Origin of the sequence: Faecalibacterium sp. An192, from assembly GCF_002160175.1 — a bacterium.
Classification (GTDB): domain Bacteria; phylum Bacillota; class Clostridia; order Oscillospirales; family Ruminococcaceae; genus Faecalibacterium.
The window spans coordinates 26,991-52,825 of record NZ_NFKB01000009.1 but is presented as its reverse complement, the minus strand read 5'-3'; the positions used below and the strand labels follow the sequence as shown (position 1 = coordinate 52,825).

At 61.4% G+C, this 25,835-nt stretch carries 21 protein-coding genes and 1 pseudogene; 11 read left to right on the top strand and 11 right to left on the bottom strand.

Annotated elements, in window-relative coordinates; genetic code table 11:
- The first annotated feature begins 348 nt into the window (after positions 1-348).
- Positions 349-1,896: a GLUG motif-containing protein gene (locus B5F27_RS04635; RefSeq protein WP_087365058.1), complete on the top strand. Its 1,548-nt coding sequence runs from the start codon at positions 349-351 to the stop codon at positions 1,894-1,896.
- 345 nt (positions 1,897-2,241) lie between these two features.
- Positions 2,242-3,240 (top strand): glycosyltransferase family 2 protein, encoded by a 999-nt coding sequence (locus B5F27_RS04630; protein WP_087248871.1) that lies wholly within the window; start codon positions 2,242-2,244, stop codon positions 3,238-3,240.
- 100 nt (positions 3,241-3,340) lie between these two features.
- Here the strand turns inward: B5F27_RS04630 and B5F27_RS04625 are convergent, their stop codons facing one another.
- On the bottom strand, positions 3,341-4,273 hold the full coding sequence (locus B5F27_RS04625) for an Ice-structuring protein (RefSeq protein ID WP_087248873.1): 933 nt from the start codon (positions 4,271-4,273) through the stop codon (positions 3,341-3,343).
- A gap of 215 nt (positions 4,274-4,488) precedes the next feature.
- On the opposite strand from B5F27_RS04625, the gene B5F27_RS04620 reads away from it, so the two are divergent.
- Complete coding sequence (locus tag B5F27_RS04620; protein WP_087365056.1) at positions 4,489-5,511, top strand: aminotransferase class I/II-fold pyridoxal phosphate-dependent enzyme; 1,023 nt, start codon at positions 4,489-4,491, stop codon at positions 5,509-5,511.
- A gap of 163 nt (positions 5,512-5,674) precedes the next feature.
- Here the strand turns inward: B5F27_RS04620 and B5F27_RS04615 are convergent, their stop codons facing one another.
- Positions 5,675-6,016, bottom strand: coding sequence for an arsenate reductase family protein (locus B5F27_RS04615; RefSeq protein ID WP_087248877.1), 342 nt, complete (start codon positions 6,014-6,016; stop codon positions 5,675-5,677).
- A gap of 145 nt (positions 6,017-6,161) precedes the next feature.
- On the opposite strand from B5F27_RS04615, the gene B5F27_RS04610 reads away from it, so the two are divergent.
- The 3 genes from B5F27_RS04610 to tsaD all read left to right on the top strand — a co-directional run bounded on the left by B5F27_RS04610 (position 6,162) and on the right by tsaD (position 10,144).
- Entirely contained in the window at positions 6,162-6,350 is a 189-nt protein-coding gene (locus tag B5F27_RS04610; protein ID WP_087248879.1) for a ferredoxin, read from the top strand.
- 156 nt (positions 6,351-6,506) lie between these two features.
- Complete coding sequence (polA, locus tag B5F27_RS04605) at positions 6,507-9,086, top strand: DNA polymerase I (RefSeq protein WP_087365054.1); 2,580 nt, start codon at positions 6,507-6,509, stop codon at positions 9,084-9,086.
- Positions 9,087-9,127: 41 nt separating this feature from the next.
- Positions 9,128-10,144: a tRNA (adenosine(37)-N6)-threonylcarbamoyltransferase complex transferase subunit TsaD gene (gene tsaD / locus B5F27_RS04600; RefSeq protein ID WP_087365052.1), complete on the top strand. Its 1,017-nt coding sequence runs from the start codon at positions 9,128-9,130 to the stop codon at positions 10,142-10,144.
- Positions 10,145-10,717: 573 nt separating this feature from the next.
- Here tsaD and B5F27_RS04595 read toward each other — a convergent pair.
- The 4 genes from B5F27_RS04595 to B5F27_RS17395 form a co-directional block, all read right to left on the bottom strand.
- Complete coding sequence (locus tag B5F27_RS04595; RefSeq protein WP_087365050.1) at positions 10,718-11,578, bottom strand: CPBP family intramembrane glutamic endopeptidase; 861 nt, start codon at positions 11,576-11,578, stop codon at positions 10,718-10,720.
- Between the two features lie 88 nt (positions 11,579-11,666).
- Positions 11,667-14,261, bottom strand: coding sequence for a hybrid sensor histidine kinase/response regulator (locus B5F27_RS04590; RefSeq protein ID WP_087365048.1), 2,595 nt, complete (start codon positions 14,259-14,261; stop codon positions 11,667-11,669).
- 1 nt (position 14,262) lies between these two features.
- Positions 14,263-14,616 carry an Hpt domain-containing protein gene (locus B5F27_RS04585; protein ID WP_087247417.1) on the bottom strand — a complete coding sequence of 118 codons (354 nt, stop codon included), beginning with the start codon at positions 14,614-14,616 and terminating at the stop codon, positions 14,263-14,265.
- Between the two features lie 3 nt (positions 14,617-14,619).
- Positions 14,620-15,732, bottom strand: coding sequence for an HD domain-containing phosphohydrolase (locus tag B5F27_RS17395; protein ID WP_087365046.1), 1,113 nt, complete (start codon positions 15,730-15,732; stop codon positions 14,620-14,622).
- A 243-nt stretch (positions 15,733-15,975) separates the two neighbouring features.
- Between B5F27_RS17395 and B5F27_RS04575 the strand changes: the two genes are divergently transcribed.
- The 4 genes from B5F27_RS04575 (at position 15,976) to B5F27_RS16465 (ending at position 19,467) form a co-directional block, all read left to right on the top strand.
- Positions 15,976-16,365: a sigma-70 family RNA polymerase sigma factor gene (locus tag B5F27_RS04575; protein WP_087365044.1), complete on the top strand. Its 390-nt coding sequence runs from the start codon at positions 15,976-15,978 to the stop codon at positions 16,363-16,365.
- A 165-nt stretch (positions 16,366-16,530) separates the two neighbouring features.
- Entirely contained in the window at positions 16,531-17,031 is a 501-nt protein-coding gene (locus B5F27_RS04570; RefSeq protein ID WP_343214628.1) for a helix-turn-helix domain-containing protein, read from the top strand.
- Positions 17,032-17,351: 320 nt separating this feature from the next.
- Positions 17,352-18,866: a sodium/proline symporter gene (locus tag B5F27_RS04565; RefSeq protein ID WP_087365042.1), complete on the top strand. Its 1,515-nt coding sequence runs from the start codon at positions 17,352-17,354 to the stop codon at positions 18,864-18,866.
- Between the two features lie 163 nt (positions 18,867-19,029).
- Positions 19,030-19,467, top strand: coding sequence for a hypothetical protein (locus B5F27_RS16465; protein ID WP_144066480.1), 438 nt, complete (start codon positions 19,030-19,032; stop codon positions 19,465-19,467).
- Here B5F27_RS16465 and B5F27_RS04560 read toward each other — a convergent pair.
- The 3 genes and pseudogenes from B5F27_RS04560 to B5F27_RS04550 form a co-directional block, all read right to left on the bottom strand.
- A pseudogene (locus B5F27_RS04560) lies at positions 19,421-20,786 on the bottom strand (MATE family efflux transporter). The gene B5F27_RS16465 and the pseudogene B5F27_RS04560 sit on opposite strands and share 47 nt — an antisense overlap.
- The gene (locus B5F27_RS04555; RefSeq protein WP_087365040.1) at positions 20,773-21,219 is read right to left on the bottom strand and encodes a MarR family transcriptional regulator; all 447 of its coding nucleotides are present in this window, start codon (positions 21,217-21,219) and stop codon (positions 20,773-20,775) included. Before B5F27_RS04555 ends, B5F27_RS04560 begins: the two are co-directional and overlap by 14 nt.
- A 173-nt stretch (positions 21,220-21,392) precedes the next feature.
- Positions 21,393-22,712: an SLC13 family permease gene (locus B5F27_RS04550; protein WP_087365038.1), complete on the bottom strand. Its 1,320-nt coding sequence runs from the start codon at positions 22,710-22,712 to the stop codon at positions 21,393-21,395.
- A 95-nt stretch (positions 22,713-22,807) separates the two neighbouring features.
- On the opposite strand from B5F27_RS04550, the gene B5F27_RS04545 reads away from it, so the two are divergent.
- Positions 22,808-23,764, top strand: coding sequence for an AraC family transcriptional regulator (locus B5F27_RS04545; protein WP_087365036.1), 957 nt, complete (start codon positions 22,808-22,810; stop codon positions 23,762-23,764).
- Here B5F27_RS04545 and B5F27_RS04540 read toward each other — a convergent pair.
- Both B5F27_RS04540 and B5F27_RS04535 read right to left on the bottom strand, forming a co-directional pair.
- Positions 23,751-24,899: a mandelate racemase/muconate lactonizing enzyme family protein gene (locus B5F27_RS04540; protein ID WP_087365034.1), complete on the bottom strand. Its 1,149-nt coding sequence runs from the start codon at positions 24,897-24,899 to the stop codon at positions 23,751-23,753. The two genes, B5F27_RS04545 and B5F27_RS04540, sit on opposite strands and share 14 nt — an antisense overlap.
- Positions 24,896-25,813 carry an alpha/beta hydrolase gene (locus B5F27_RS04535; protein WP_087365032.1) on the bottom strand — a complete coding sequence of 306 codons (918 nt, stop codon included), beginning with the start codon at positions 25,811-25,813 and terminating at the stop codon, positions 24,896-24,898. The genes B5F27_RS04540 and B5F27_RS04535 overlap by 4 nt, the downstream gene beginning before the upstream one ends.
- Positions 25,814-25,835: the final 22 nt, after the last annotated feature.

Here is a 25,835-nt window from a genome sequence, read left to right as displayed (position 1 = left end):
ACCTGACCCCTTGACCTCTCCGGGAGTCCCCCTCTCCCTTTTCCGGCCCGCAGCCCAAAGCTGCGGGCTTTTTTGTGTGCCGGCAGGGTTCGCCCTGGTGAAAATGGGCTAAGCGCAAGAGTGGTGTAAAGACTCTGCGGAAGTGCCGAACACCCGGAAAGTGCATGGTACACAGCGAAACCCCCGTCCGGGAAAGTGTACTTTTCCGGATGGGGGTTTTTGTGCTTTTTGTGAAATTTATTATACCAAAAATTGGGCGGAGCATCAATTATACCAAAGTATTAGACCGGATTTAAGAGGCCATCCGGAAAGGTACACCTTTTCGGACGCAAACCAAAGGAGGAACCCATGACCTGTATGAAAAAGCTGACGGCGCTGCTGGTGTCGGCGGCGCTGGCGCTGAGCCTGCTGGCGGGCTGCGGCGGCAGCAAGGCCCTGTCCCAGGTGATCGCCGACCTGCTCAGCGGCCAGTACAACAATGTCACGGTGGAGGTGGACCCCGCCCTCACCGCCGCCCTGAAAAAAGCCGCCGCGGCCGGCGACACCCAGGAGGAGGTATTGGCCGCCCTGGTGGAAAACCTAAGCCTCTCGGGCGGCAGCATCACCTTTAACAATCTGGGGGACGGCCAGCAGGGCCAGCACGGCGTGACCCTCACCTTCCAGCCCGGCAGCGACCCCGAAGCCGCCGCCCGGTCGGCCTTCACCGAGTGGAACCGAGTCTTTTCCTCCCTGCCCGATGACGGCAGCTACCGCGCCCATGTCTCCATGATCGAGGCCGAGGGCGGCTATTACATCGCGGTGGATGTGGAGGTGCTCAAGGCCGGCAGCCACGACAAGGATGAGCCCGACGACAACGACGAGGACGAAGATGATGAGCCTGCTCCGTCAAAAGATCCTTATACCAAGGTAGACGATCAAAACTACACCATCAATACCTCGGAAGGTCTGCAAAAGCTGGTCGAAGATTTGAACTGGCCCAAGGCAAATACCATTCTTTCCGTCAATATCACCCTGAACTGTGATGTCACCCTCGATGACACTTGGATTCCTATCGGTACCGAACAAAACCCCTACACCGGCACCTTTGACGGCCAGGAACACACCATTGATGGGCTGAACGTCAGTGGCAACTATGAATATGCCGGTCTGTTCGGCTATATCCAGGGCGGCACGGTGAAGAACCTGACCCTGAATAGCCCCAAGGTCACCAGCACCTACGAAGATGACAGCGGAGACGGCATCGGTACCCCGATCAGCCCCGGCTGTATCGGTGGAGTGGCGGGCTTTAACGATGGCTTCATTGAAAATTGCCATGTGGAGGGTGGTAGCGTTCATTCCACTATCTCCGCCTGCAACGCCGGCGGTGTGGTGGGCCAGAATGGCGGCGACGTCACCGGCTGTTATACCACCTGCAGTGTAATACTCAAGGATAAGGATGATAACTTCGCTGGCGGCGTGGTGGGATGGAACAACGGCGGCAGCGTCACCGCCTGCTGCTCCACCAGCTCTGTGAGCGGCTACAACGCCGGCGGCGTGGTGGGCAGCAACAGCGGCACCGTCACCGCCTGCTACCATGCAAACGGCTCCGTCTCCGGCAACAGAGCTGGCGGCGTGGTGGGGTATAACTTAACCTTCTCCTTTGGCGGCACCGTCTTTGGCGGCACCGTCACCGCCTGCTACTGGAGCGGCACCGGCCCAACCTGCGGAATAGGATGGCCTGAAAGCGATATCAATGCCACCAAGGTGGACGGCAGCACTGTCGAATGGACAGAATCGGTCGGGGAAACTCTGAGCGCCATGGATGCTATGAACGAGGCGCTGAAGGGCGGAGACTGGCAGTATCTGGACAACACCGCCAGCGGCAACCCGCCTCTTACACTTAAGAAAACCGGCTGACCCTCACCCCCGCTCTCCCACTCCGGGAGGGCGGGGGTTTTATCATTGATTTTTCAGCACGTACCAAATGAGGAAAGTGGGCTAAAACGGGCTTTGCATCGCATCGGGCCGCAGGCCGGGAGCCTTCTAAAGAGGCTGGAACCTTGCCGCCGGCAGGGCCTTGTGAAGCCCACAGCAGTCAGCGGTACCAGTTGAAAGCTTTTTGGTTCCTTTTTCTCGAAAAAGGAACTTGCCTGCTTTTCTGAAGAAAAGCAGGTGTTTTTTATGGGGAAAGTGTGCTATAATGTAGTTTGATTGTGTGACAAGACCCGGCCGCCCCCGCGGCCCCGGAAACAGGAGCGGCCCATGAAAGCAACCATCGTCATCCCCAACATCAACGGCAAAGGCTGGCTGAAAGATTCCATCGAATCCATCTACGCCCAGACCGAGCAGGACTTTGAACTCATTGTGGTGGACAACGGTTCCACCGACGAAAGCCTGGACCAGGCCCGCAGCTATTGCAGCCGGCCCAACTTCACCCTGATCGAAAACGGCCACAACACCGGTTTTTCCCACGCGGTGAACCAGGGCATTGCCCGGGCCCAGAGCGAATATGTGGTGCTGTTCAACAACGACGCCTTCGCCGAGCCCCAGTGGCTGGCCGAGCTGATCCGTGCGGCGGACAGCGACCGCCGGATTTTCGCGGTCCAGAGCCTGATGATCCGCCACTTTGACCGGGAACTGGCCGACGACGCCGGCGACTACGTCACCTGGATGGGCTTTGCCTGCAAGACCGGCGACGGCCGCCGCGCCAGCCGCTACACCAGACAGAAACGGATTTTCTCGGCCTGCGGCGGTGCGGCCCTCTACCGCAAGAGCATCCTGGACGAGATCGGCGGCTTTGACGAGAACTTTTTCGCCTACTTCGAGGACGTGGACCTGAGCTGGCGGGCCAATAATGCCGGCTACAAGAATATCCTGTGCCCCGCGGCCCGCTGCTACCACATCTGCGGCGCCAGCACCGGCGCGGTGCGGTACAACGCCTTCAAGAGCCAGCAGAGCGGCCGCAACAGCATCCTTCTCCCCCTCAAAAACGAGCCCGCCCTGATGCTTTTGGTCAACGCCCTGCCCCTGCTGGCGGGCTACCTGCTGAAATACTATAAGTTCCACAAACAGGGCTTTGGGGACGCCTGGGACAAGGGTATGCACGAGGCCTTTGCCATTCTCCGGGAGGGCCGGCTGGGCAAGCGGCCTTTCCGCCTGCGGGACCTGCCCCATTACCTGCTGATGGAACTGTGGATGATCTGGAACATGGTGCCCTATCTGTGGTACCGGCTGGTGGTGGTCCGCTTCGACCTGAAATAATCCCCTCTCCACAAAAAAAACAAGACGCTCCGCCATCTTTCGGCAGAGCGTCTTGTTTGTCTCACCGGGCCGGGGCCCGGGGTGTTTCGGCTGTGTGGGGTCAGGCGGCTGCGTCGGTGGAGGCAGCCTCGCTGCCGGCGCTGGAAGCGGCCTCACTGCTGGCGGCGGCTTCGCTGCTGGCGGCCTCGCTGGACGCCGCTTCACTGGATGCGGCCCCGCTGGACGCGGAACTGCTGGAATCGGCGTTGGGGTTGACTCCCGAGCGGATGGCGTCCTGAAGCTGTTCGGGGTCCATCATCACCACCGAGTTGGCCGCCTGGGAGGAGGCTGCCTGTTCGGGCTTGGTGGCGCTCTCGGTCAGGCCGGTGAGGTACCAGCTGCCGCTGGTCCGCTCAAAGATATAGTCCATATATTTGGTGGGGGTGTCGGACTGGGTGCTGATGAGGTCGTCCTGGGTGCTGGTGGGGATATAGCCCACGGTGACGTGGAGCTTGCCGTCCTCCTTGAACATCTTGACCACGTCGGCGCGATAGTAGCCCACGCCGCCGGTGACCGGGATGCTGTAGCACTGGGTGGCCTCGTCAAAGACGATGGTCATGTCGTCCATGTCAAAGCTGCGGTGGGTCAGCTGGAAGGAGGGGCCCACCAGCCGGGCCAGATAGGCGTCCACCTCCACCGCCGGCAGCAGCAGCTGTTCGGTGGTGGGGTCGTGGGCGTAGTTGTCAAAGTTGCCCTGGGTCTCCTGGATGCTGTAGATGCAGCCCCAGACGGCGGCCTCACGCAGGGTCAGGTCGTCGATGTTCTCGATGCCCTCGAAGGGCAGCGGGTCGAACAGCACCAGACCTTCCAGCTTGTCCTCGTATTCTTTCATCTGTTCGGTGTTGTCAAACAGGCCGGCCACCAGCCGGTAGCCCGCCCCCAGCACCGTAAAAATCCCGATGACCAGCAGCACCAGCATCACCAGCCCCAGCGCCTGACGGCGGCGGCGGCGATGGATGCGTGCGTGTTCCTCCGGGGTGACATAGGTTCTCATGTTGTGTCTGTCTCCTGCCTTCCAACAAATCGTTTTCGGCCCGGTGGGGCCGGTTTGTGCAATGACTCTCCGTATAGTATAGCACATTGTGCCTCATGGCGCAAAAGATTGGCTATGGTAATTTTGTGAAATGATGTCGAAGCCGCCTCTTGCCAGGGCCGCCCGGCATGCTATAATAGCCTTATGCCGACTGCATAAAAAAGGAGTGTTACCGTATGATCCGTTTCACCAACGATTACAGCGAGGGCTGCCATCCCTCCATTCTGGAGGCCATGGCCGCCACCAACACCGAGGGGAACCCCGGTTATTCCACCGACCCCCACTCGGCCCGCGCCCATGATCTGATCCGCCAGGCCATCGGCCGTCCCGACGCCGACGTCCACCTGCTGGTGGGCGGCACTCAGACCAACGCCACCGCCATTGCGGCCTTCCTGCGTCCCTATGAGGCGGCCATCGCCGCCGCCAGCGGCCACATCTGCGTCCACGAGACCGGCGCCATCGAGGCCACCGGCCACAAGTGCATTGCCTGCCCCGCCGTGGACGGCAAACTGACCCCCGACGCCATCCGCACCGCGGTGGCATCCCATCCCGACGAGCACATGGTCAAGCCCAAGCTGGTCTACATCAGCCAGACCACCGAGATCGGCACCGTCTACAGCCTGGCCGAGGTGGAGGCCCTGCGGGCCGTCTGCGATGAGCTGGGCCTGTGGCTGTACCTGGACGGCGCCCGGCTGGCCAGCGGCCTGGCCGCCGGCGGCCCCTCCCTCACCGACCTGGGCCGGCTGTGCGACGCCTTCTACATCGGCGGCACCAAGAACGGCGCTTTGTTCGGCGAGGCCCTGGTGATCCTGAACCCGGCCCTCAAGCCCGATTTCCGCTACAACATCAAGCAGCGGGGCGGCATGCTGGCCAAGGGCTGGCTGCTGGGCATCCAGTTTGAGCAGCTGTTCCAGGAGGGCCGCTATGTGGCCCTGGCCGACCACGCCAACCAGATGGCCCTGAAACTCAAGGCCGGCATCGCCGCCCTGGGCTATCCCTTCTTCTGCGACAGCATCACCAACCAGCAGTTCCCCATCTTCCCCGACGCGGTGGTGGAGGCCCTCAAGCCGGATTTCGGCTTTGAGTTCTCCTCCAAGCCCGACGCCGGCCACACCTGCATCCGCCTGGTGACCAGCTGGGCCACCCCCGAGGCCAATGTGGACGCCTTCCTGAAGGCTCTGGCCGCCCTGACGGCTTGAGGTGTATCTGAAAATGCCTCCACGCTGTCTCCTTCTGCCCCAAAGCGCATCTGCCGCGTTGCAGTCGCTTGCATTCCACAAAGGAGTGCGGCGCTCCTGCGCCTTGCAGCTACATCTTTGGGGCGAACGGTCCAGCCTGTTTGCATTCTCCGATACACCTCACTTACTCCCACTTGGCCCAGACTTCGGGCTGATAGCCCACGGTGGCCTGACGGCCGTTGCGGACAATGGGGGTTTTCAGCAGCTGCTGGTTTTCAAACAGCTTGTCCTCTTTCTGCCAGTCGATCAAAGCGTCCAGCAGGGCCAGGGTCTGTTTGTCCTTGGCGGCGGGGTTGACCAGGTTCTGCCAGCCGCCCACCGCCCGGGCCACGTTGTCAAACTCGCCCCGGCTCATCCCCTTCTCTTTCAGGTCGATCATCTGGAAGCGGATGCCCCGCTCTTTAAAATACCGCTGGGCCTTTTTGGTGTCAAAGCACTTGGTGGTGCCGAAAATCTGAATGTTCATCCTGTTCCGTCCTTTCCGGTGTGAATACCTGTATTGTAGCATACCGCCGGGCGAAAGTATAGACCGGCCCGGTTTGGGGCAGACTGTGAGGGTGAGGGCGGCCCGCCGCCCCCTTTGAAAATTCACTCGAAAAAGGAGCGAGACCATGAAAGCCTCTGTTGATCCCAATCTCTGCATCGGCTGCACCCAGTGCGCCGGCCTTTGCCCCGAGGTCTTTTCCATGGACGGCACCCTGGCGGTGGCCATCCCCGGCGAAATCCCCCCGGAGGACGTTCCCCAGGCGGTGAGCGCCGCCGAGTCCTGCCCGGTGGGCGCCATCCAGACCACCAACTGATCCCCGCCCCGCCCGGCTGTCCGGGCGGGGTATTTTTGCGTATCGGGAGCCTGGTCTTGTTCCCACCGGTCTTTTTGTGGTATACTGAGAAGTAAAGGTGCGACAGACGCACAGCCCGCCTGCACGCGGGCTGCACATACAGGGAGGATTCATGCAATGTCTTTAATGGTCGTTGACGGCAACAGCATCGCCAACCGCGCTTTTTTCGGTATCAAGGTGCTGACCACCAAAGAGGGGCAATATACCAATGCCATCTATGGCTTTATGAACATTTTGCTCTCCCTGACCCAGACCTATCAGCCCGACAAGGTGGCCATCGCCTTTGACCTGCCGGCCCCCACCTTCCGCCACAAGATGTACGACGGCTACAAGGCCACCCGCCACGGGATGCCGGAGGAGCTGGCCTCCCAGATGCCGCTTCTGCGCCAGCTCCTCACCGACCTGGGCTACCGCCTGGTGACGGCCGAGGGCTGGGAGGCCGACGACATTCTGGGCACCCTGGCCGCCGCCTGTGACCAGCGGGGGGAGACCTGCTACCTGGCCACCGGAGACCGGGACAACCTGCAGCTGGTGAGCGATACCACCACCGTCCTGCTGGCTACCACGTCCCGGGGCCACAGCGAGACCCGGGTCATGGACCCCGAGGCGGTGCAGGCCCAGTATGGGGTCAGCCCCCGGCAGCTCATCGACGTCAAGAGCCTGATGGGCGACTCGTCGGACAATATTCCCGGCGTCAAGGGCATCGGCGAAAAAACCGCCCTGGCCCTGATTCAGCAGTTCGGCAGCCTGGCGGGGGTGTACGAACACATCGACGACCCCGCCATCAAGCCCCGCCAGCGGGCCAACCTGCTGGACTACAAGGCCGACGCCGAGCTCAGCTACACCCTGGGCACCATCCGCACCGACGCCCCCATCGACACCGACCCCGACCACTATGCGCCGGGTGAGGGCGACAAGGCCGCGGCGGTGCGCCTGATGCTGGACCTGGAAATCCGGGCCCTGATCCCCCGTCTGGGTCTGGAACACGTTCTCCCCGCCCAGGACGGCCCCGCGGAGGAATCCGCTCCCCTGCCCGCCGGGCAGGTGTCGGAGCTGCCCGCCCATCCCCAGGGCCTGTATCTGCTGGCGGCCCGGCCGGCGGTCTACGGCAAAAAGGGCAACCGCATTGTGGAGGAGCGCCCCGCCCACTGGTACGCCGTCCAGGACGCCGCCGTCTATCCTCTGACCGACAGCGACCTGCCCCGGCTGCTGGATGACCCCGCCGTCGCCGCCGAGGTGTTCGACGCGGCCCCCCTCTATGCCGCCGCCATGGAACAGGGCGGCTGGGGCGCCTCCATCACCTGGGACGGCAAGCTGGCGGCCTACCTGCTGGACGCCTCGGCGGCCAAGTACAGCATCGCCGCCCTGGCCGAGTCCTACAAGATCGCCCCCGCCTTCACCTGTGAGGAATGGCCCGACGCCCCCTATCTGGCGGGGCTGTTTGCCAAGATGAAGGAGGAAATCACCCGGCTGGGAGAGGATTCCCTCTACAACGACATCGAGTTCCCCCTGGCCCAGGTGCTGGCCGACATGACCCGCACCGGCGTCCTGGTGGACCGGGCGGGGATTGAGCAGTTCGGCGTCCAGCTGCGGGAGAAAATCGACAGCACCCTGTCCTATATCCGCAGCCAGGTGGAGGACCCCGATTTCAACCCCAACAGTCCCAAGCAGCTGGGAGACATGCTCTTTGTCAAGATGAACCTGCCCCACGGCCGCAAGACCAGCCGGGGCTGGTCCACCGACAACGCCACCCTTCAAAAGCTGCGGCCCGACTATCCCCTCATCGACGTGATTCTGCAGTACCGCTCCTACCAGAAGCTGTACTCCACCTATGTGGAGGGCCTGCTGAAGGTGATCGGTCCCGACGGCCGGATTCACTCCACCTTCAACCAGACCGAGGCCCGCACCGGCCGCCTGTCGTCGGACAACCCCAATCTGCAGAACATCCCCATCCGCACCGAGCTGGGCAGCCAGCTGCGGAGCTTCTTTGTGGCCAGGCCGGGCTGCGTCTTTGTGGACGCCGACTACAGCCAGATTGAGCTGCGGATTCTGGCCCACATCACCGGGGACGAGCACATGCAGGAGGCCTTCCGCAGCGGTCAGGACATCCACCGCAGCACCGCCGCCAAGATTTACGGCATCCCCCTGGAGGAGGTGACCCCCCGGCTGCGCACCGCCGCCAAGGCCATCAACTTCGGCATCATGTACGGCAAGGGCGCATTCAGCCTGTCGGAGGACCTGGGGGTCTCGGTGAAGGAGGCCGGCGCCTTCCTGAAAAACTATCTGGCCAGCTTCCCCAAGGTGGACAGCTATATGGAGCAGACCATCGCTGACGCCAAGGAGAAAGGCTATGTCAGCACCCTGTTTGGACGGCGGCGGGCCCTGCCCGAGCTGTCCAACTCCAACTTTGCGGTCCGCACCAGCGGAGAGCGGATGGCCCGCAACACCCCCATTCAGGGCACCGCGGCGGACGTCATCAAGCTGGCCATGGTGCGGGTCTGGCGGCGGCTGCGGGATGAAAAGCTGGAAAGCCGGCTGATCCTCACCGTCCACGACGAGCTGATTGTGGAGGCCCCCGAGGCCGAAGCCGAGCAGGCCGCCCGCATCCTGAAAGAAGAAATGGAGGGCTGCGTCCAGTTTGCAGTGCCGCTGGACACCGACGTCCGCCAGGGCAAATCCTGGCTGGAGGCCCATTAACAGCCCCCAACACATCATACTGCGGAGGAACAAACGCGAACATGGTTATACTGGGAATTGAATCCACCTGTGATGAAACCGCCGCCGCCCTGGTGGAGGACGGCCGCCTGCTGAAAAGCAACGTCATTTCCACCAGCGTCAAAGAACAGGCCCTCTACGGGGGCGTGGTGCCCGAGATTGCCAGCCGCCGGCACTGTGAGTACATCAGCGCCACGGTGGACAAGGCTCTGGCGGACGCCGGCTGTACCATCGACCAGGTGGACGCCGTGGCGGTGACCTTTGCCCCGGGCCTGATCGGTGCGGTGCTGGTGGGGGTCAACTTTGCCAAGGGCCTGGCCTATTCGGCGGGCAAACCGCTGGTCCCGGTGCATCATCTGCGGGGACACATTGCGGCCCTCTACCTGACCCATCCCGAGCTGAAGCCGCCGTTCCTGTGCCTAGTGGCCTCGGGCGGACACAGCCACATCGTCCAGGTGGAGGATTATACCCGGTTCCATGTTCTGGGCCGGACGGTGGACGACGCCGCCGGCGAGGCCTTCGACAAGGTGGCCCGGACCCTGGGCCTGCCCTATCCGGGCGGGCCCAGCATCGCCGCCGCGGCCAGGACCGGCGATCCCCACGCCTACCGTCTGCCGGTGCCCCATGTGGAGGGCAAGTACAACGTCAGTTTTTCGGGCCTGAAAACCGCCGTCCTCAACGAGGTGAACCAGGCCCGGATGAAGGGTCTGGAGATCAACGTCCCCGACCTGGCGGCCAGTTTCCAGGAGCGGATCGACGGCATTCTGGCGGAAAAGCTGCTGTTGGCGGCCGCCGACACCGGCGCGCAGCAGATATGTCTGGCGGGCGGCGTAGCGGCCAACGGACGTCTGCGCCAGCTGGTGAACGACGGAGCCCAGAAGCTGGGCGCCCAGGTCTTTTTGCCCCAGCTGAAATTCTGCGGCGACAACGGCGCCATGATTGCGTCCCAGGGGTATTACGAGTACATAGCGGGCCACACCGCCGGCCTGGACCTGAACGGCCTGCCCACCCTCCCCATCGACTACGACGCTTTTTCGTGAAAAAGCTTAGCAAAAAGCTTCACCTGGTACCGCAAACCGCTGTAGTCTTCACAAAGCCCTGCCGGCGGCAAGGTTTCAGGCTCTTTATAAGGTTCCCGGCCTGCGGCCCGGTGAGTCCAAAGTCTTGTACAGCCTGACCTCCCGCCCGGTACGCTCCAAAAACCTATAAGTATATAAGTAAAAATAACCCCTGTCTCGCTCTGAGACAGGGGTTACATTGTATAGTTTTTTCTGCGTGTGCCGGGTTATCAATAGTCAGGCTACGCGGAACTTTGCATCGTACCGGGGCACAGCCCCAGACGCAACGAACGAGCACGAGCGGAACGGCTCCGCGGAACGACCGGAGACCCGCAAACTTCATGGTACACAGTAAAACCCCCGCCCGGAAGATGGGCGGGGGTTATTTTTATGGATGGGGTTTCATGGTGTACCAAGTGAGAAAACCAGGCTACGCGGAGCTTCGCATCGTACCGGGGCACAGCCCCAAACGTAACGAACGAGCACGAGCGGAACGGCTCCGCGGAACGACCGGAGACCCGCAAACTTCATGGTACCCAGTGAAAAGTCTTTTGCCTACTTTTCTTCAGAAAAGTAGGGAGAGAAGAGGGGGATTTCGGGGATGCGCTTTTTGCGCAGCAGGAAGATGGTGGGGATCAGGTAGATCAGGACGCTGATCAGCATGCTGGGGTCGTAGGTGCTGACCACCTCGCTGACGCCGCCCACGCCGTCGTACAGGCCCGACTGGATCAGGGCGGCCACGTCCTGGAACATATGCAGGAAAACCACCACCCACAGATTGCCGGTTCGGAAATAGATGGCGCCGTAGAGCATGCCCAGAGCCATGGTGATGCAGCACTGGATCAGGACGCCCAGGGTAGCGCTGCCCAGCAGGTTCACCATGTGTCCCGCGCCGAACAATACGCCGGACAGGACCACCGCCTTCCAGACGCCGGCCCGGTCAGAGCCGAAATGTTCCAGCAGGGTCTGGGCGATGACGCCCCGGAACAGGGCCTCCTCAGCCAGGCCGATGAGGAACATGGTGATCAGAAAGACCACCACCCGCCAGGCCGCCTTGGGTACGGCGCCCTCCGGCGGTCCCACAATCCCCACGTTGAGGCTGAGACTCAGGCTCAGCATCACAAAGGGGAACATGCCCACCAGCAATCCGTCCAGAAATCCGGTTCCCCGGTGGGTCAGGACTCTCATTCGTCCGGTGCGCCACAGCAGCACCAGCGCCACCAGGAATCCGATCAGGTCGTTGACGGCCTGCAGCAGATATTCCTCCGTCATGAAGGGCCGGATCACTCCCTCCGGCGCCAGCAGAGCCATCAGAAAGGCAAAGAGGTTGAGTCCCAGCGCCATACATGCCATAAACAGGATGACGGACAAGAGACAGTACAGATGCGGGTGATTGCCCCGCAGTCGTTTCAGCATTCGGTGTTCCTCCCGGATCAATCAGTCGGGGCGCGGCCGGGCCGTCCCCAGCCCCATTGTACCACAAACCATACGGGAAAAACAGACTTCACAGATTTTTCGCCCCTTCGGAGCCGGGCCGGTTTTCCAGCAGGTCTTTCAGGGTGGCGCAGAGGATGCGGAAATCGATGGGCTTGGAGATATGGGCGTTCATGCCAGCGGCGGTGGTGGCCGCGATGTCCTCCGCGAAGGCGTTGGCCGTCACCGCCACAATGGGCACATCGGCGGCGTCGGGGCGGTCGGCGGCCCGGATTTTCCGGGCGGCCTCGCAGCCGTCCATCTGGGGCATCTGCATATCCATCAGGATGGCATCAAAGGCAAAGGGCGCCGACGCCAGGAACAGTTCCACCGCTTCCCGGCCGTTCCACGCCTGGAACACTTCCAGCCCGTTCATGGTCAAAATCTCGCTGGCAATCTCCATGTTCAGGACGTTGTCCTCCGCCACCAGGATCTTTTTCCCCTTGAGGGAGCAGGGTTCCTCCGGCTTTTTCTCGGCGGCGGGGGCGGGAGCCGGCTGGTTCTCCGCCGAGGCGGCGGCCGCCGTCAGGAAGGGCACCGTGATGGTGAAGGTAGTCCCCTCCCCCAGCTTGCTGTCCACATAGATCTGGCCGTTCATCTGGGTGACCAGGCTCTTGACGATGGGCATGCCCAGGCCGGTGCCCATCACCTGGCGGGAGAAGAACCGGGTCTCCCGGATATAGGGCTCAAACAGCTGGGGCAAAAATTCCTCCGACATCCCGATGCCGGTATCCCGCACCACAATCTGGTACTGGGGCGTGGGCGGGCCGCCCATCTGGCGCACCGTCAGGGAGACGGTGTCCCCCTCCGAGGTGAACTTGAAGGCGTTGGACAGGAGGTTGTTCAGCATCTGGGTCACCCGGGTGCTGTCCCCCATGATCCGCTTGTCCTGGAGCTTGCAGCTGACCTGGAAGGTTTTCTTTTCCTGCCGGGCCTGGGGCCGGAAGGAATCGGCACAGGCCTGGACGCACTCCTCCAGGTCAAAGGCCTGGTGGTTGAGGGTCATTTTGCCCTGTTCCATCCGGGACATTTCCAGAATATCGTTCACCAGGTCCAGCAGCTGCCGGCCCGAGTAGGAGATCTTGTCGGCGTATTCCCGCACCTTCTGGGGATCTCCGGCGTGCTGGCGCAGCAGGTCCAGAACCCCCAGAATGGCGTTCAGGGGGGTGCGCATGTCGTGGGACATGTTATTGAAGAAGGACAGCTTGGACTTTTCGTTCCGGCGGGAGATGGCCAGGGTCTCCTCCAACAGCTTCCGCTCCTGGATTTCCCGGCGCTTTTCCTTGTCCACTTCCCGGAAGCAGAGGACCGCCTCATCGGGGCCCAGGGCCTCGTCAAAGAGGACCCGGATGTTGATCCACTTTTCTCCGCTGTCGTACCGGCCCAGAAAATCGCCGCCGTAGTCCCGGATATGGCCGGCGTTCAGGGCCCGCAAACTCTCGGAGGAAAAGCTCTTGCAGAACTCATTGACGGTGTCGGCGTCCATCAGGCCGCTGATAGCGGACACAAATTCCGAATAAGGACCCTCCCGGGCCAGCCGGCCCCTGGTGTAGGGGGAACTCTTGATGATCTCGTAGGTGTCCTCCTCGTAATTGACCCGGAATATCCCATAGTAGGAGTTGCTCAGGACCCGGATGGTCTCGCTGGATCGCTCCACCATGGAGTCCAGGCGCAGATTGTGCCAGATGGTCACCGCAAAGCCGATGATCCAGGCCAGCATAATCAGGATATAGATTCCTATGAACTGGGTCAGCTGGCCCAGCATCCGGTCCACCGGCACCGTGAGGATGACTTTCCAGCCGTTTTCGGTGTCGGCGTAGTAGATGCCCCGCCGCACCCCGTCCATTCCCAGCACAAAGGAGTCATAGCGGCCCACCTTTCCGTCCTGGATGGAGGCCAGCATCCGGTCCACATAGACCTGCTGCTGGCTGGCGTCCAGCTCGGTGCGGGTGTAGACGGCGCTGCCGCTGGTGTCGCAGATAAAGACCGAGGTTCCCTCCGCCGGGACCACGCCGCTGGGCTGGATGTTGAGATTTTCCGGGAAGATATCCAGCGCCACCACCGTGTCGCTGTGGAGGCAGGCCCCCACCACCGTGATGATCCCCCGGTGATAGATGGAGTCGGTATACACGTCGGTAAAGACCACTTCGCCCCGGTGCTCCATGGCTTCCTTGTACCAGACCGAGGAGGGATAGTCGTAGGTTTCGTCCCCTTCCCAGGGGTTGGCTGCGTAGATTTTGCCCTTGTACACCACATAGGGGTCCACCTGGTCCTGCCCCAGGATGGTCTGGATTCGGATGCAGTACTGGTTGATGCGGGAGATGATGTCCTCGTCCGAGTCCCCTTCCTCCATCCGGGCGTCCAGCATATAGGTGCCGTAGGAGATCAGGGCCTTGTAGGTGCTCAGGTCGCCGTCCACCTCTGCGGCATAGTGCTGGGCGGCGGACGTCTCAATGGTCTGGTGGTTCTGGAGCAGGACTTTCTGCAAAAAGGCAGAAAACACAATCCCCGCTGCAATCAGCACCAGGGTGGCAAAGAGATAATAGCGCAGTTTTTTCCACAGGTTGACCCACTTTTCCCGGTTGATTTTCCGGGGCCGGGCCGGTTTGTATTTTGAATACCACATATTACAGCTGCCCGATGGCGTCGGCCGCCCGGCGGTAGGCCGCCTCAATGGCGGGCATCAGGGCGGCGGCGTCGGCAGGCTTGTCCTCCCGCAGCAGGGCCACCTGACGGGTGAACAGGTCGTACAGTTCGGTCATGGACAGATTGCCGCACATCCCCTTCAGGGTGTGGGAGGCCGCCAGGGCCTGCTGCCAGTCTCCGGCCTCCACCGCCTGGCAGAGGCTGCTGTAGGTCGCATCTTCCAGAAAGCGCTTGAGAAACCGCTCCAGCAAAGCGTCGCTGCCCATAAAGCGCTCCAGGGCGTCGGCGGCCTGGATGCCGCCCCGGGCCAGATTGTCCAGTTTTGCCTGATCCATGGTTTAATCCTCCTTGCAGGGATGTTGGTAGAGTTTGGCCAGTTCTCCTTCCACCTGGAAGAAGCATTCCAGCAGACGGGGGTTGAAGCTGCCGCAGTCGCCGCTGCGGATCATTTCCAGCACCTTTTCCCGGGGGAACGCGTCCTTGTACACCCGCTTGCAGCTGAGGGCGTCGTAGACGTCCGCCAGGGAGACGATTTGGGCTGCCAGGGAGATCTCGTCCCCTTTCAGCCCGTCGGGATAGCCCCGGCCGTCCCACCGCTCGTGGTGGTGGCGGGCGATGTCCCAGGCGTAGGGATAGGCGCCGTTTTCCCGCAGCTGGGGGATCTGTTCCAGCAGGCGGGCGCCCTGGACGGTATGGCTCTTCATCACCTCGAATTCCTCGGGGGTGAGTTTGCCGGGCTTGTTGAGGATGGCGTCGGGCACCGCAATTTTGCCCACGTCGTGCATGATGGACCCCAGGGCAATCTGTTTGATCTCGATGGGGGACAGGCCATCGCCCAGAGGGGTATGGGTGAGCAGGTAGGTGGTGATATCGTGAATCCGGCGGACATGGTCCCCCGACTCCTCGCTGCGGAATTCAATGGCGGCAGCCAGGGCCTCGATCATTCCCTTGTTCAGCTCGATGATCTGTTTGGCCTGGGCCAGCAGGTCGGCCTGCTGCAGCTCCACCACGTTGCTCAGCCGCTCCCGCGCCTGGAACAGTTCCACCACCGACTGCACCCGCCGCAGCACCATATAGGGGATGATGGGTTTGCCGATGACGTCCATCACGCCCAGGGCATAGGCCTCTTTCATCACCTCGCCGCTGGCCTCGGCGGTGATGAGGAATACCGGGATTTTTTCCAAAAGGCCGTATTCCTTGAGGCAGCGCAGCACCTGGATGCCGTCCATCTCGGGCATCATCACATCCAGCAGGATGGCGCACAGGTCGTCCTGCCGCTCCAGCACACGTTCCAGGCCGGCCCGGCCGTTCTCGGCCGTATCGGTGTCATAATAGGGCGCGAACAGGTTCTCCAAGATCGCGCAGTTGATTTCGTCGTCGTCCACAATCAGCAGCAAGCCGCGTTCCGGCCGCACCGCTGCCTGCAGGGCCTGGGTCTGTTCTGTATCCATGGTTTCGTTCCTTCCTATCCTCAGCAACCCGCAATCAATCGTTGCTCAATACATTATTATACCTGCTTTTCCAGCAAATTACAATTCAAAAGACAGAATCGAGCTTTAAAAATTCGTATTCCCGCCCAAACCCGGCCTCCGGGCCCCGCTCCCTCCCCCGCCGGGCAAATTTTGCCCCCTCTGCTCATAGATTGAAAGCAGAAACGGCCCGTTCCGGCCCAATGCAAAAGGGAGGTTTTCATCATGCTGCTGAGCCTGCTCCAATTTTTCTCCGCCCGCTTCCTCTACCTCGCCCTTCACCTGGAATCCGGGAGCTTTCCCCGCCCCCTGACCCCCCGGGAGGAGGCCGCCGCCTTTGAGGCGCTACGGGAGGGCGACCCCGCCGCCCGGGAAAAGATCATCCGCCACAACCTGCGCCTGGTGGCCCACATCGCCAAAAAGTACTACGCCCTCCCCGGCGACCAGGACGACCTCATCAGCATCGGCACCATCGGCCTCATCAAGGCGGTCAACACCTTCGACAGCACCCGCCAGGCCCGCTTTTCCACCTATGCCAGCCGCTGCATTGAAAATGCTATCCTCACCAAACAGCGCATTGAAAATCCGCGCGTTTCTCGCCAGCAACCGGCATGAAACGGCGGACCTTTCTTTTGGTCCATCTTAAAAACCACTCCGAGGGTCTGCGCGCTTTTCTCATCGGTTTGGGTTAGCAGCTTGATTTGGGCGGCGGCCTTCGGTAGAATAAGAAAAAACAAATGCAGCGCCGCCCCGCCGGGCGCGGCGGGAAAGGCGGCCCCTATGGCCAGAAAAAACACCTACAACACCAAAGGCAAAATCATTGAAGCGGCCTGGGATCTGTTCTACCGCCAGGGATACGATGACACCACCGTGGAAGAAATCATCGCCGCATCGGGTACTTCCCGCGGGTCGTTCTACCATTATTTCGAGGGGAAGGATGCCCTGCTGTCCTCCCTGTCCTACCTCTTCGACCACAAGTATGAGGAACTTTCCTCCACCCTGAACCCTGAAATGAACCGGTTTGACCAGCTGATGTACCTCAACCGGGAGCTGTTCGCGATGGTGGAGAACTCCATCTCACTGGATCTGCTGGCCCGGCTCTACTCCTCCCAGCTGGTCACCCGGGGGGGACAAGCATCTTCTGGATCACAACCGCATTTATTACAAACTGCTCCGGAAGATCGTGATGGAGGGCCAGCAGCGGGGAGAATTGCGGGAGGATGTGACGGTCAGCGAGATGGTGCGGGTCTACGCGCTGTGCGAGCGGGCGCTGATCTATGACTGGTGTTTGTCCGAAGGCGGCTACTCTCTTCAGCAGTATGGGCGGACCATGATGCCGCTGTTTCTCGGGGGATTCCGAAAAAACGAGAAATAATTCAGCAGAATGTGCAAATTATAAAAACAAAAACATACAGCATTTTTTAACGATAAATTGTTTAAAATCCAAAAAGTGCAGAATAGTGTATAGAATAAATTCTATGCACCGTTCTGCATTTTATTCTTTTTCGCTCCGTGCTATAATAAACGTATTGTTCCGCCGGCACAGCAGACCGGGAGGCCGGCTCCGGCGGCGAACGAGGGAACGAAAGGGGTATATAACTATGGCACAGGGATTCATTCTGCTGGCCATCGTCCTCTACCTGGGCGGAATGCTCTGGGTGGGCGTGGCCTATTCCAAGAAAAACAATTCGGTGGACGACTTCTACCTCGGCGGGCGGAAGCTGGGGCCGCTGGTCACCGCCATGAGCGCCGAGGCCAGCGATATGTCCTCCTGGCTGCTGATGGGCTTGCCGGGGGTCGCCTACCTCACCGGCCTGGCCGAGGCCAGCTGGACGGCCATCGGCCTGGTGATCGGCACCTATCTGAACTGGCTGATCGTGGCCCGGCGAATCCGCCGCTATTCCTACAAGCTGGGCGCCATCACGGTGCCCCAGTTCTTCTCCAAGCGCTGGGGGGACCGCGGATATCTGCTCTCGGCCCTGGCCGCGTTGATTATCATCATCTTCTTCATCCCCTACACTGCTTCCGGCTTTGCCGCCTGCGGCAAGCTCTTCTCCACCCTGTTCGGGGTAGACTATCTGGCCGCCATGCTGGTTTCGGCTGGCGTCATTGTGGCCTATACGGTTCTGGGCGGCTTCCTGGCGGCTTCCTTCACCGATCTGATCCAATCCATCATCATGACCATTGCCCTGGTGGTGGTGCTGGGCTTCGGGACCACCCAGGCGGGCGGCATCTCCGCCGTCATGGAAAACGCCCAGTCCATGGCGGGTTATCTTTCGCTGGATCGGATCTACGACCCTGCCACCGGCGGCTCCAACCCTTATACGCTGCTGACCATCTGCTCTCTGCTGGCCTGGGGCCTGGGTTACTTCGGAATGCCCCACATCCTGCTCCGGTTTATGGCCATCGAGGATGAGAAAAAACTCAAACTCTCCCGGCAGGTGGCCTCCTCCTGGGTGGTCATCTCGATGACAATGGCCATCGTCATCGGCGTGGTCGGCAACGGCATGACCCACGCCGGGGTGATGGAGTCTCTGCCGGACTCCGAGACCATCATCGTCCATATTGCGCAGCTGATCAGCCATTATGGAGCCCTGCCCGCCCTGGTGGCCGGCATCATCCTGGCTGGTATCCTGGCGGCAACCATGTCCACCGCCGACTCCCAGCTGCTGGCGGCTTCTTCCTCTGTTTCTCAGGACATTGGCTGCGACTTCCTCAAACTGGATCTCACCGGCCGGAAAGGCATGGCCGTGGCCCGGGTCGTGATGATTCTGGTCTCCCTGGTGGCAGCGTTCCTGGCGCGGGACCCCAACAGCTCGGTCTTCCGGGTGGTGTCCTTCGCTTGGGCCGGCTTTGGCTCAACCTTTGGCCCCACCATGCTGCTGGCCCTGTTCTGGAAGCGCTCGAACAAATGGGGCGCGCTGGCCGGTGTGCTGACCGGCGGCGTGATGGTCTTTGTCTGGAAGTTCCTGATCGCTCCTATGGGCGGCGCCTGGGCCATCTATGAACTGCTGCCTGCTTTTCTCTGCGCCTGCGCAGCGATCGTGGTGGTTTCTCTGCTGACTCCCGCACCGGAACAGGAGATCGTCGAGCAATTCGAAAACTATAACCGATAAACATACAGAAAACATCGATTGCGGCAAAATACCGCCCGGAAGAGCCCGTTCTTCCGGGCGGTATTCTTTTCCCTTCTATTCTGCCGGGAAAGCGGCGCAGTTTGCCCCGTCCTCTTACAGATCTCCCTTCCCCCTGGCCTTTGTGCAGACGCCGGGGAAACGATTGCTGTGCAGTGTATCAATAACCGAACAAACAAGCTGCACCGACCGCTGGGAAGCTCTCGAAAACCTGATAGGACGGGACCGATTCAACGAAGTATTTACGCATACCCGCACCATCTTTGCGCAGGAACGCCCCAAAAAGAGCCTGCTGGATGCATTCCGCGAGTTTGTTGTGAATCGGACCACCCCCAAGGGCCTGATCGACGATATTCTTACCCCCTACACCAAAGCATACTTTGCCGCAAAAAAGGGCAGAACCTTCCGGTTCTGCCCTTTTTGCTGCGGGTTGGTAAAATTATGCCTGAATGTACTTGGCTGCTTCTTCTGCACAGATATAGCCGCTGTCGATGCCGGCTTTGAAACGCTCCGACAGGCTGTCCGTTTGGAAAAGGTCACCCGTTCTCCATCTTTTTCAGCCCACGCAGCTCCCGCCGCATGACGGCGGCGGAGGTGACAAAAGCGATAAAGTCCGCAATGGGCGCCGCATACAGGATGCCGTCCAGCCCAAAGAACAGGGGCAGAATCAGGATCAGCGGCACCAGGAAAAACACCTGCCGGGTCAGGGAGAGGAGCACGCCCCGCACCGGCTTGCCGATGGCGGCGAAGAAATTGGAGGAGAGCAGCTGCACGCAGTTCACAATCACCATCAGCAGATAGCAGCGCATGAACCGGACCGCAAATTCAAAATACAGCTGGTCGCCGGTGCCAAACAGGGAGACGATCTGCCGGGGGAAGAACTGGAACGCCACAAATCCCACCGCCGAAATCATCAGGCTGAGCTGGATTTCCAGCCGGTAGATGCCCCCCACCCGGCTGTACTGCCCTGCGCCGTAGTTGAAGCTGATGATGGGCTGGGAGCCCTGGGAGATGCCCACAATCACGCTGGTCAGGATGGCGTTGACCTTGATGATGATGCCGCTGGCGGCCAGCGGGATCTCGCTGCCGTAGATGGACAGAGCGCCGTAATATTTCAGAGAGTTGTTCAGGACGATCTGCACCACCGTCATGGCCAGCTGGTTGAAACTGTTGCTCATGCCCAGGGCGGCGATCCGCCTCCATTCCGCCCAGTGGAACCCGAAGTCCGCCGCGGTGAGCTGAATGTTCCGGAACCGCTTGAGATAGGCGATGGCCATCACAAAGGACGCCGCCTGGCCGATCACGGTGGCCCAGGCCGCGCCGGCCCCCCCACCGGCACACAAAGATAAAGATGGGGTCCAGAATGGTATTGATGACCGCGCCCAGCAGCATGCAGAGCATGGAATAGGTGGGGCGGCCGTCCGCCCGGGCCAGATTGCTCATGCCGTTGATGGCGATCAGCAGGGGCATGCCCAGAGCGGTGATCCGGGTATAATCCAGCGCATAGGGCAGAACGTCCGGCGTCGCGCCGAAAGCCTGCAGCAGGGGCACAATGAACAGTTCAATCAGGACCGCATACAGGATGCCCAGGGTCAGCATCATGGTGACCGCCGACCCCACGGCGCGGCGGGCCGCCTCCGTCTCCCCTGCCCCCAGGCTCAGGTTGAACCGGGCTGCGCTGCCCACTCCGATCAGCAGGGCGATGGACAGACAGATGGTGGTCAGCGGATAGGCCACATTGGTGGCCGCGTTGCCCAGATAGCCCACGCCCTGGCCAATAAAAATCTGGTCCACAATGTTGTACAGCGAGCTGACCAGCATGGCCAGAATGCTGGGCACCGCAAAGGAACGCAGCAGCTGGGGCAGCGGCCTGCTGCCCAGGGGATTTTCAGTCTGGTTCATTGTTCAGTTCCTCCTCGTTTTGTTCCACCGCCCGCAGAGCGGCCTGTTTCAGGGATTGCAGCAGGGCGGTCTGCTGGTCCGGGTCCATCCCCTCCAGCAGGGATTCCTGCCACTGGCGCCGCAGGCGGCACAGGTCCGGATAGATTTCCTCCGCCCGCCGGGTGGGAAACAGCCGGAACGTCCGCCGGTCCCGGGCATTGTTCTGCCGCTCCAGAAAGCCCAGCTTCTCCAGCGCCACAATGTTGCGGGTGACGTTGCTGGGGTTCACCATGAACAGCTGCAGAAACTGGTCCTGGGTGATGCCCGGGTTTTCACACACGCGGATGACATACATACACTGGCTGCCGTTCAGCCCGTAGGGCTTCAGCACACGGTCCATGTGCATCAGGGTGTACCGGTACCCCACCGACAGCCATTTCACCAGATCTTCCATACATTCTCACTTCCTTCCCCTTTATTGCAGCACATATTCTTTGCGCGCGCAATCAAAATATTGCGTGCGCAAAGTTTTTGGTTTTGTGACAGCCGCACAAAACGCGGCAGCCCCCGGTCCCGCAGGACCAGGGGCTGTCGTGACAAGGGAAAAAGTTAGGAGAAGATGATCGCTCAGCGGATAGCGCCCACCAGGATGGCCAGCACCAGGATGGCGATGTTGCTGACGGTCTGGATCACTGCGGCCTTATTGCAGTACTCGTTGATGTCCAGATCCAGCAGGCTGGTGCCCACATGGGTGGTGGCGGTGAAGGGGGAAGAACCGGTGGCCAGGGACATATTGCAGACAAAGGGTGCGATGACGTCGGTGCCGGCCAGGCCAAACCGGGCGCCGATGGCCACCAGAACCGGATACATCGAGTTGTAGATGCGGTTGGGGATGAAGCGGATGACAATGACCATCACCAGGCCCAGGATGATGTGGATGTAGCGGGTCAGGAACTCAGGCACACTGTTGACGGTGGACTCGGCCAAAGCCTGGACCATGCCGGTGCCCTGGAAAATGCCGATGAAGAAGGAGATGCCGATCAGCATCATCAGGGTGTTGAAGAAGCGGTTGCCCGCCTGGGCCAGCAGCTTTTTGCAGTCGTTGGGGTTGGGGTAATCCACAATGATGGTGACAAAGGAGGCCAGGATAAACACCAGGTAAGCAGGCATGACGTTGAGGGACAGCAGAGCGATGACCACCACAAAGACGATCAGGTTGAACCAGAACAGCTTGGGACGGCTGAAGTCCTCTTTTTTGCCCTTGCCGGCGGCCTCCGGGGCCTCGGCGGCCTCGGCGTCGGTCCACGCAATGGTCATCAGGCCGCCGGCGCGCTTGTGCTGGAAGCCGAAGTAAATCCACTGCAGGATGATGACCGGGATGAAGCACAGCGCCACCAGGATCAGCCGCTGGGACAGCTCCATGGCGTTGACGCCCGCATACATGGAGGAGTTGACCACGGCGATGCCCCAGGGCAGGAAGCACATGGCGGCAATGGCGGTCTGGGCGATGATCATGGCCGCCGAGCGGTCAAAGTTCATCTTTTTGTAGAAGGGCAGCATGATGGGGAACACGATCAGATAGGCGGTCACCACGGTGGCCGTCAGCATGCCGATGGCGGCAATCAGGCTGGTCATGGCCATGACGATGAAGATGTTCATCCGGCCATGGGTCACCCGCAGCAGCCCTTTGACCAGGGTGTTGAACATGCCGGTCTGGCTGAGCATATTGAAGTAGATCATGGCGAACAGGCACATATAGCCGGCGGCCTGCATGGCGGTGTTGACCTGCTTGATGAACATATCGCCGATTTCGGTGAAGTTATACCCCAGCAGCAGGGCGCAGAAAACCGGCACAATGTACAGTGCATACTGCATGGGCACGCGCTTGACAAACAGCGAGCCGATGATCAGCGCGATCATCAGAATCACAACCAATGTGGGACTCATAAACATTCCTCCTGATCTGCCTGCCGGGCAGGCATTGCAAATTTTTCCAAATCCATGTAAGCTATAAAAAACAGCCGTCAAGGGGGAGCAGAGAGATGCTGTATCAGACCAACGCCGCCAAAGAGAGCATGAAGGTTCAGCTGCGCACCGGGGCCGCCCCGGTGTACATCGAATCCTACATCTACGAGCCGGGCTTTTTCCGGTTCAACTGGCACAGCTCCTATGAGCTGCTGGCGGTGCTCTGCGGTGCGGTGGACATCTACCGGGACGGCCAGGTCCGCCGGCTGGAGGCCGACGACGTGGTGGTGGTCAATCCCCAGCAGGGACACGCCACCATTTCCGCCCAGCCGGGCACCCGGCTGCTTCTGGTCCATCTCCTGCCCGAGAGCCTCTGGCCCGGGGAGGAAATCCCCCGCTTTGTCTGCTGCAGCACCGCCGCCGACCGCACCGCCCTGCCCTTTGTGCAGCTGCGGTACTATATGGCCAGCCTGTACACCGGCCTTTCCACCGGCGACCAGGCCGGCCAAAGCGCGGCCCTGGGGGCCCAGTACTGTCTGGGTTCTCTGCTGCTGCGGCACTTTCCGCCCCAGGAGAGCCGCAAAAACGCGGCCCCCGACCCCAAACAAATCCAGCGCCTGCGGGACATCTTCGCCTATACCGACGAACACTACACCCAGCCCATCCGGATGGAGGAGCTGGCGGCCCGGCTGGATTTAAACCCGGCCTATCTCTCGGCCCTGTTTCACCAGCAGCTGGGCATCCCCTATTCCGAGTATCTGGCCCGCAAGCGTCTGCAGCAGGCCATTCACCTGCTCCACAACACCGGCCTTTCTCTCACCCGGATCGCCGGGGCCGTCGGGTTCCCCAGCGTGCGGGCCTTGAATGTAACTTTTCAGCGGTACTTCAACATGACCATTCCCGCCTACCGCCAGGCCACCCGGGCCCCGGCGGACGGCCGCGCCAAAATGCAGTACCCCCATTATCTGGACCGTCAGGACCCGGAAGTCGGGCCCATCCTCCAGCGGTATCTGTCCGCTTTTACCAGTCCTTGACCGAGCCGTCGAAGGCCCGCCGGGCCGCTGCCCCGCCCCGCTCGTTGGAGGGGTAGAGTTCTTCGGCATTGTCGGCCAGCTCCACGCCGATGCCGGGGGCATCGGGCAGCAGCAGGCAGCCGTCCTGATACCGCAGCGGGCTGCGGACCATGGCGTCCTCGGCCCCGTTCAGGCAGAAGCCCGGCAGCTCCTGAATGCCCAGATTGGGGATGCAGGCGCACAGCTGGAGGCAGGCCGCCGTGGAAACCGGGCCCAGGGGGTTGTGGGGAATCACCAGCACGTCGTGGGCCTCGGCCAGGGCGCAGATTTTCTTGGCGGTGGTGATGCCGCCCACAGCGCAGACGTCGGGCCGCACATACTGGACGGCGTGGCGGGCCATCAGGACCTCAAACTCCCGCAGGTTGGTGAACCGCTCGCCCGAGGCGATGGGCACCCCCACCTTGGAGGCCACTTCCGCCATGGTGTCGTAGTTGTCGGGCGGGACGGGGTCCTCCAGCACCATGGGCCGGTAGGCTTCCACCGCCCGGCCAAAGGCCACCGCCTCGGGCAGGGTCATGCCTCGGTGCACCTCCAGGATCAGGTCGAAGTCATTGCCCACCGCCTCGCGGCAGAGCCGGACTTTTTCCAGCTCGTCGGTGACCCGGCCGCAGAAAAATTCATCCCGGCCGTCCTTCTGGCTGCGCATGGGCCCGTTGACGAAGATTTTCGCCGCCGTGAACCCCATCTCCTTGAGCTGGCGGTAGCTGTTCACCAGGCTCTCGGGATCGGTTTCCTTGCTCATGGGCGAGGCGTACACCCGCACCTTGTCCCGCACCCGGCCGCCCAGCAGCTCATACACCGGCACGCCCAGCTTTTTGCCCTTGATGTCCCACAGGGCGATGTCGATGGCCGAGATGGCCGACATGATGACCGACCCGCGGAAATACTGGGCCCGCATGAAATTCTGGTTGAAGTCCTCGATGCGGAAGGGATCTTTCCCGATCAGATAGCCGGCCAGCTTCTCGATGGCGGCGGCGGTGGCGTTGAGGTAGGCCCAGTTGCCCGCCTCGCCCAGGCCCACGATTCCCTCGTCGGTGTGGATCTGCACAAACAGGTAATGTTTCGCTTTTCGCAGCTGAACGTCGGTGATTTTCATAAGGTGGTCTCCTTTCCGGGTCTGAGGTGTGCGTCAAAGAAGGCAGCATGGAGGGCCAGCGCCTCCCGCCATTCCCCGCCGCGATTGATGGTAAAGCCGTGCTGGGACTTGGGGAACCGGCGGGCCGTCACGGTGACGCCGGCGGCGGCCAGCCGTGCGGCGAACTGCTCGTCCTCCTCGCAGAGCTTGTCTTTCCCGGCCGAGAGCACCAGGGCGTCGGGGAAATCCGCCAGCTGTTCCTGCGAGGCAAAAATCGGGGAAATCAGCACTTCTCTGGGATCGTGCTCCCGGGTATAGAACAGATTGTACATCCGGCCCATTTCGGCGCGGCGGGCTTCTTTTTCGTCCGCCCGCTGGGCCTCGCTGAGCTTGTCCATGGGGTCGGCCGCCATGTCCGCCGGGAAATATTCCATCAGGACGGCGGCGGGCTTCACAATCCCCCGCTCCCTGGCCAGCAGGCAGACATCCGCCACCAGATTGCCGCCGGCGCTGTGGCCCAGCAGCAGAATCCGTTGGGGGTCTGCCCCCAGCTCTGCCGCCTGCTCAAATGCCTGCTGCGCCACCGCCCAGGCGTCCTCCACCGCCGCCGGGAAGGGTTCTTCCGGGGCCAGGGCGTAGTCCACATCCCAGACCAGGGCGTCAAAGAGATCCGCCAGCCAGGCGCAGTAGACGCCGTCCCGGTCGGCGCGGCCCTTGACGAAACCGCCGCCGTGGTAGTTGATGAAGAAGGGGCAATGTTCCGGCAGGCCCCGCTGGGGGCGAATCTCGTATACCGTCACGCTGCGCCCGTTGGCCGAGGGCAAATGCAGGACCGTTTCGGTCACAGGGCGCTGCTCGGGCGGCTGTTCCATGGGCGGGAAACCCCGCTCCCGCATGGCCTGAGCCCGCTGCAGCATTTCTTCGTTGGACATCATAGAAAGCACCTCTTTCTCACAA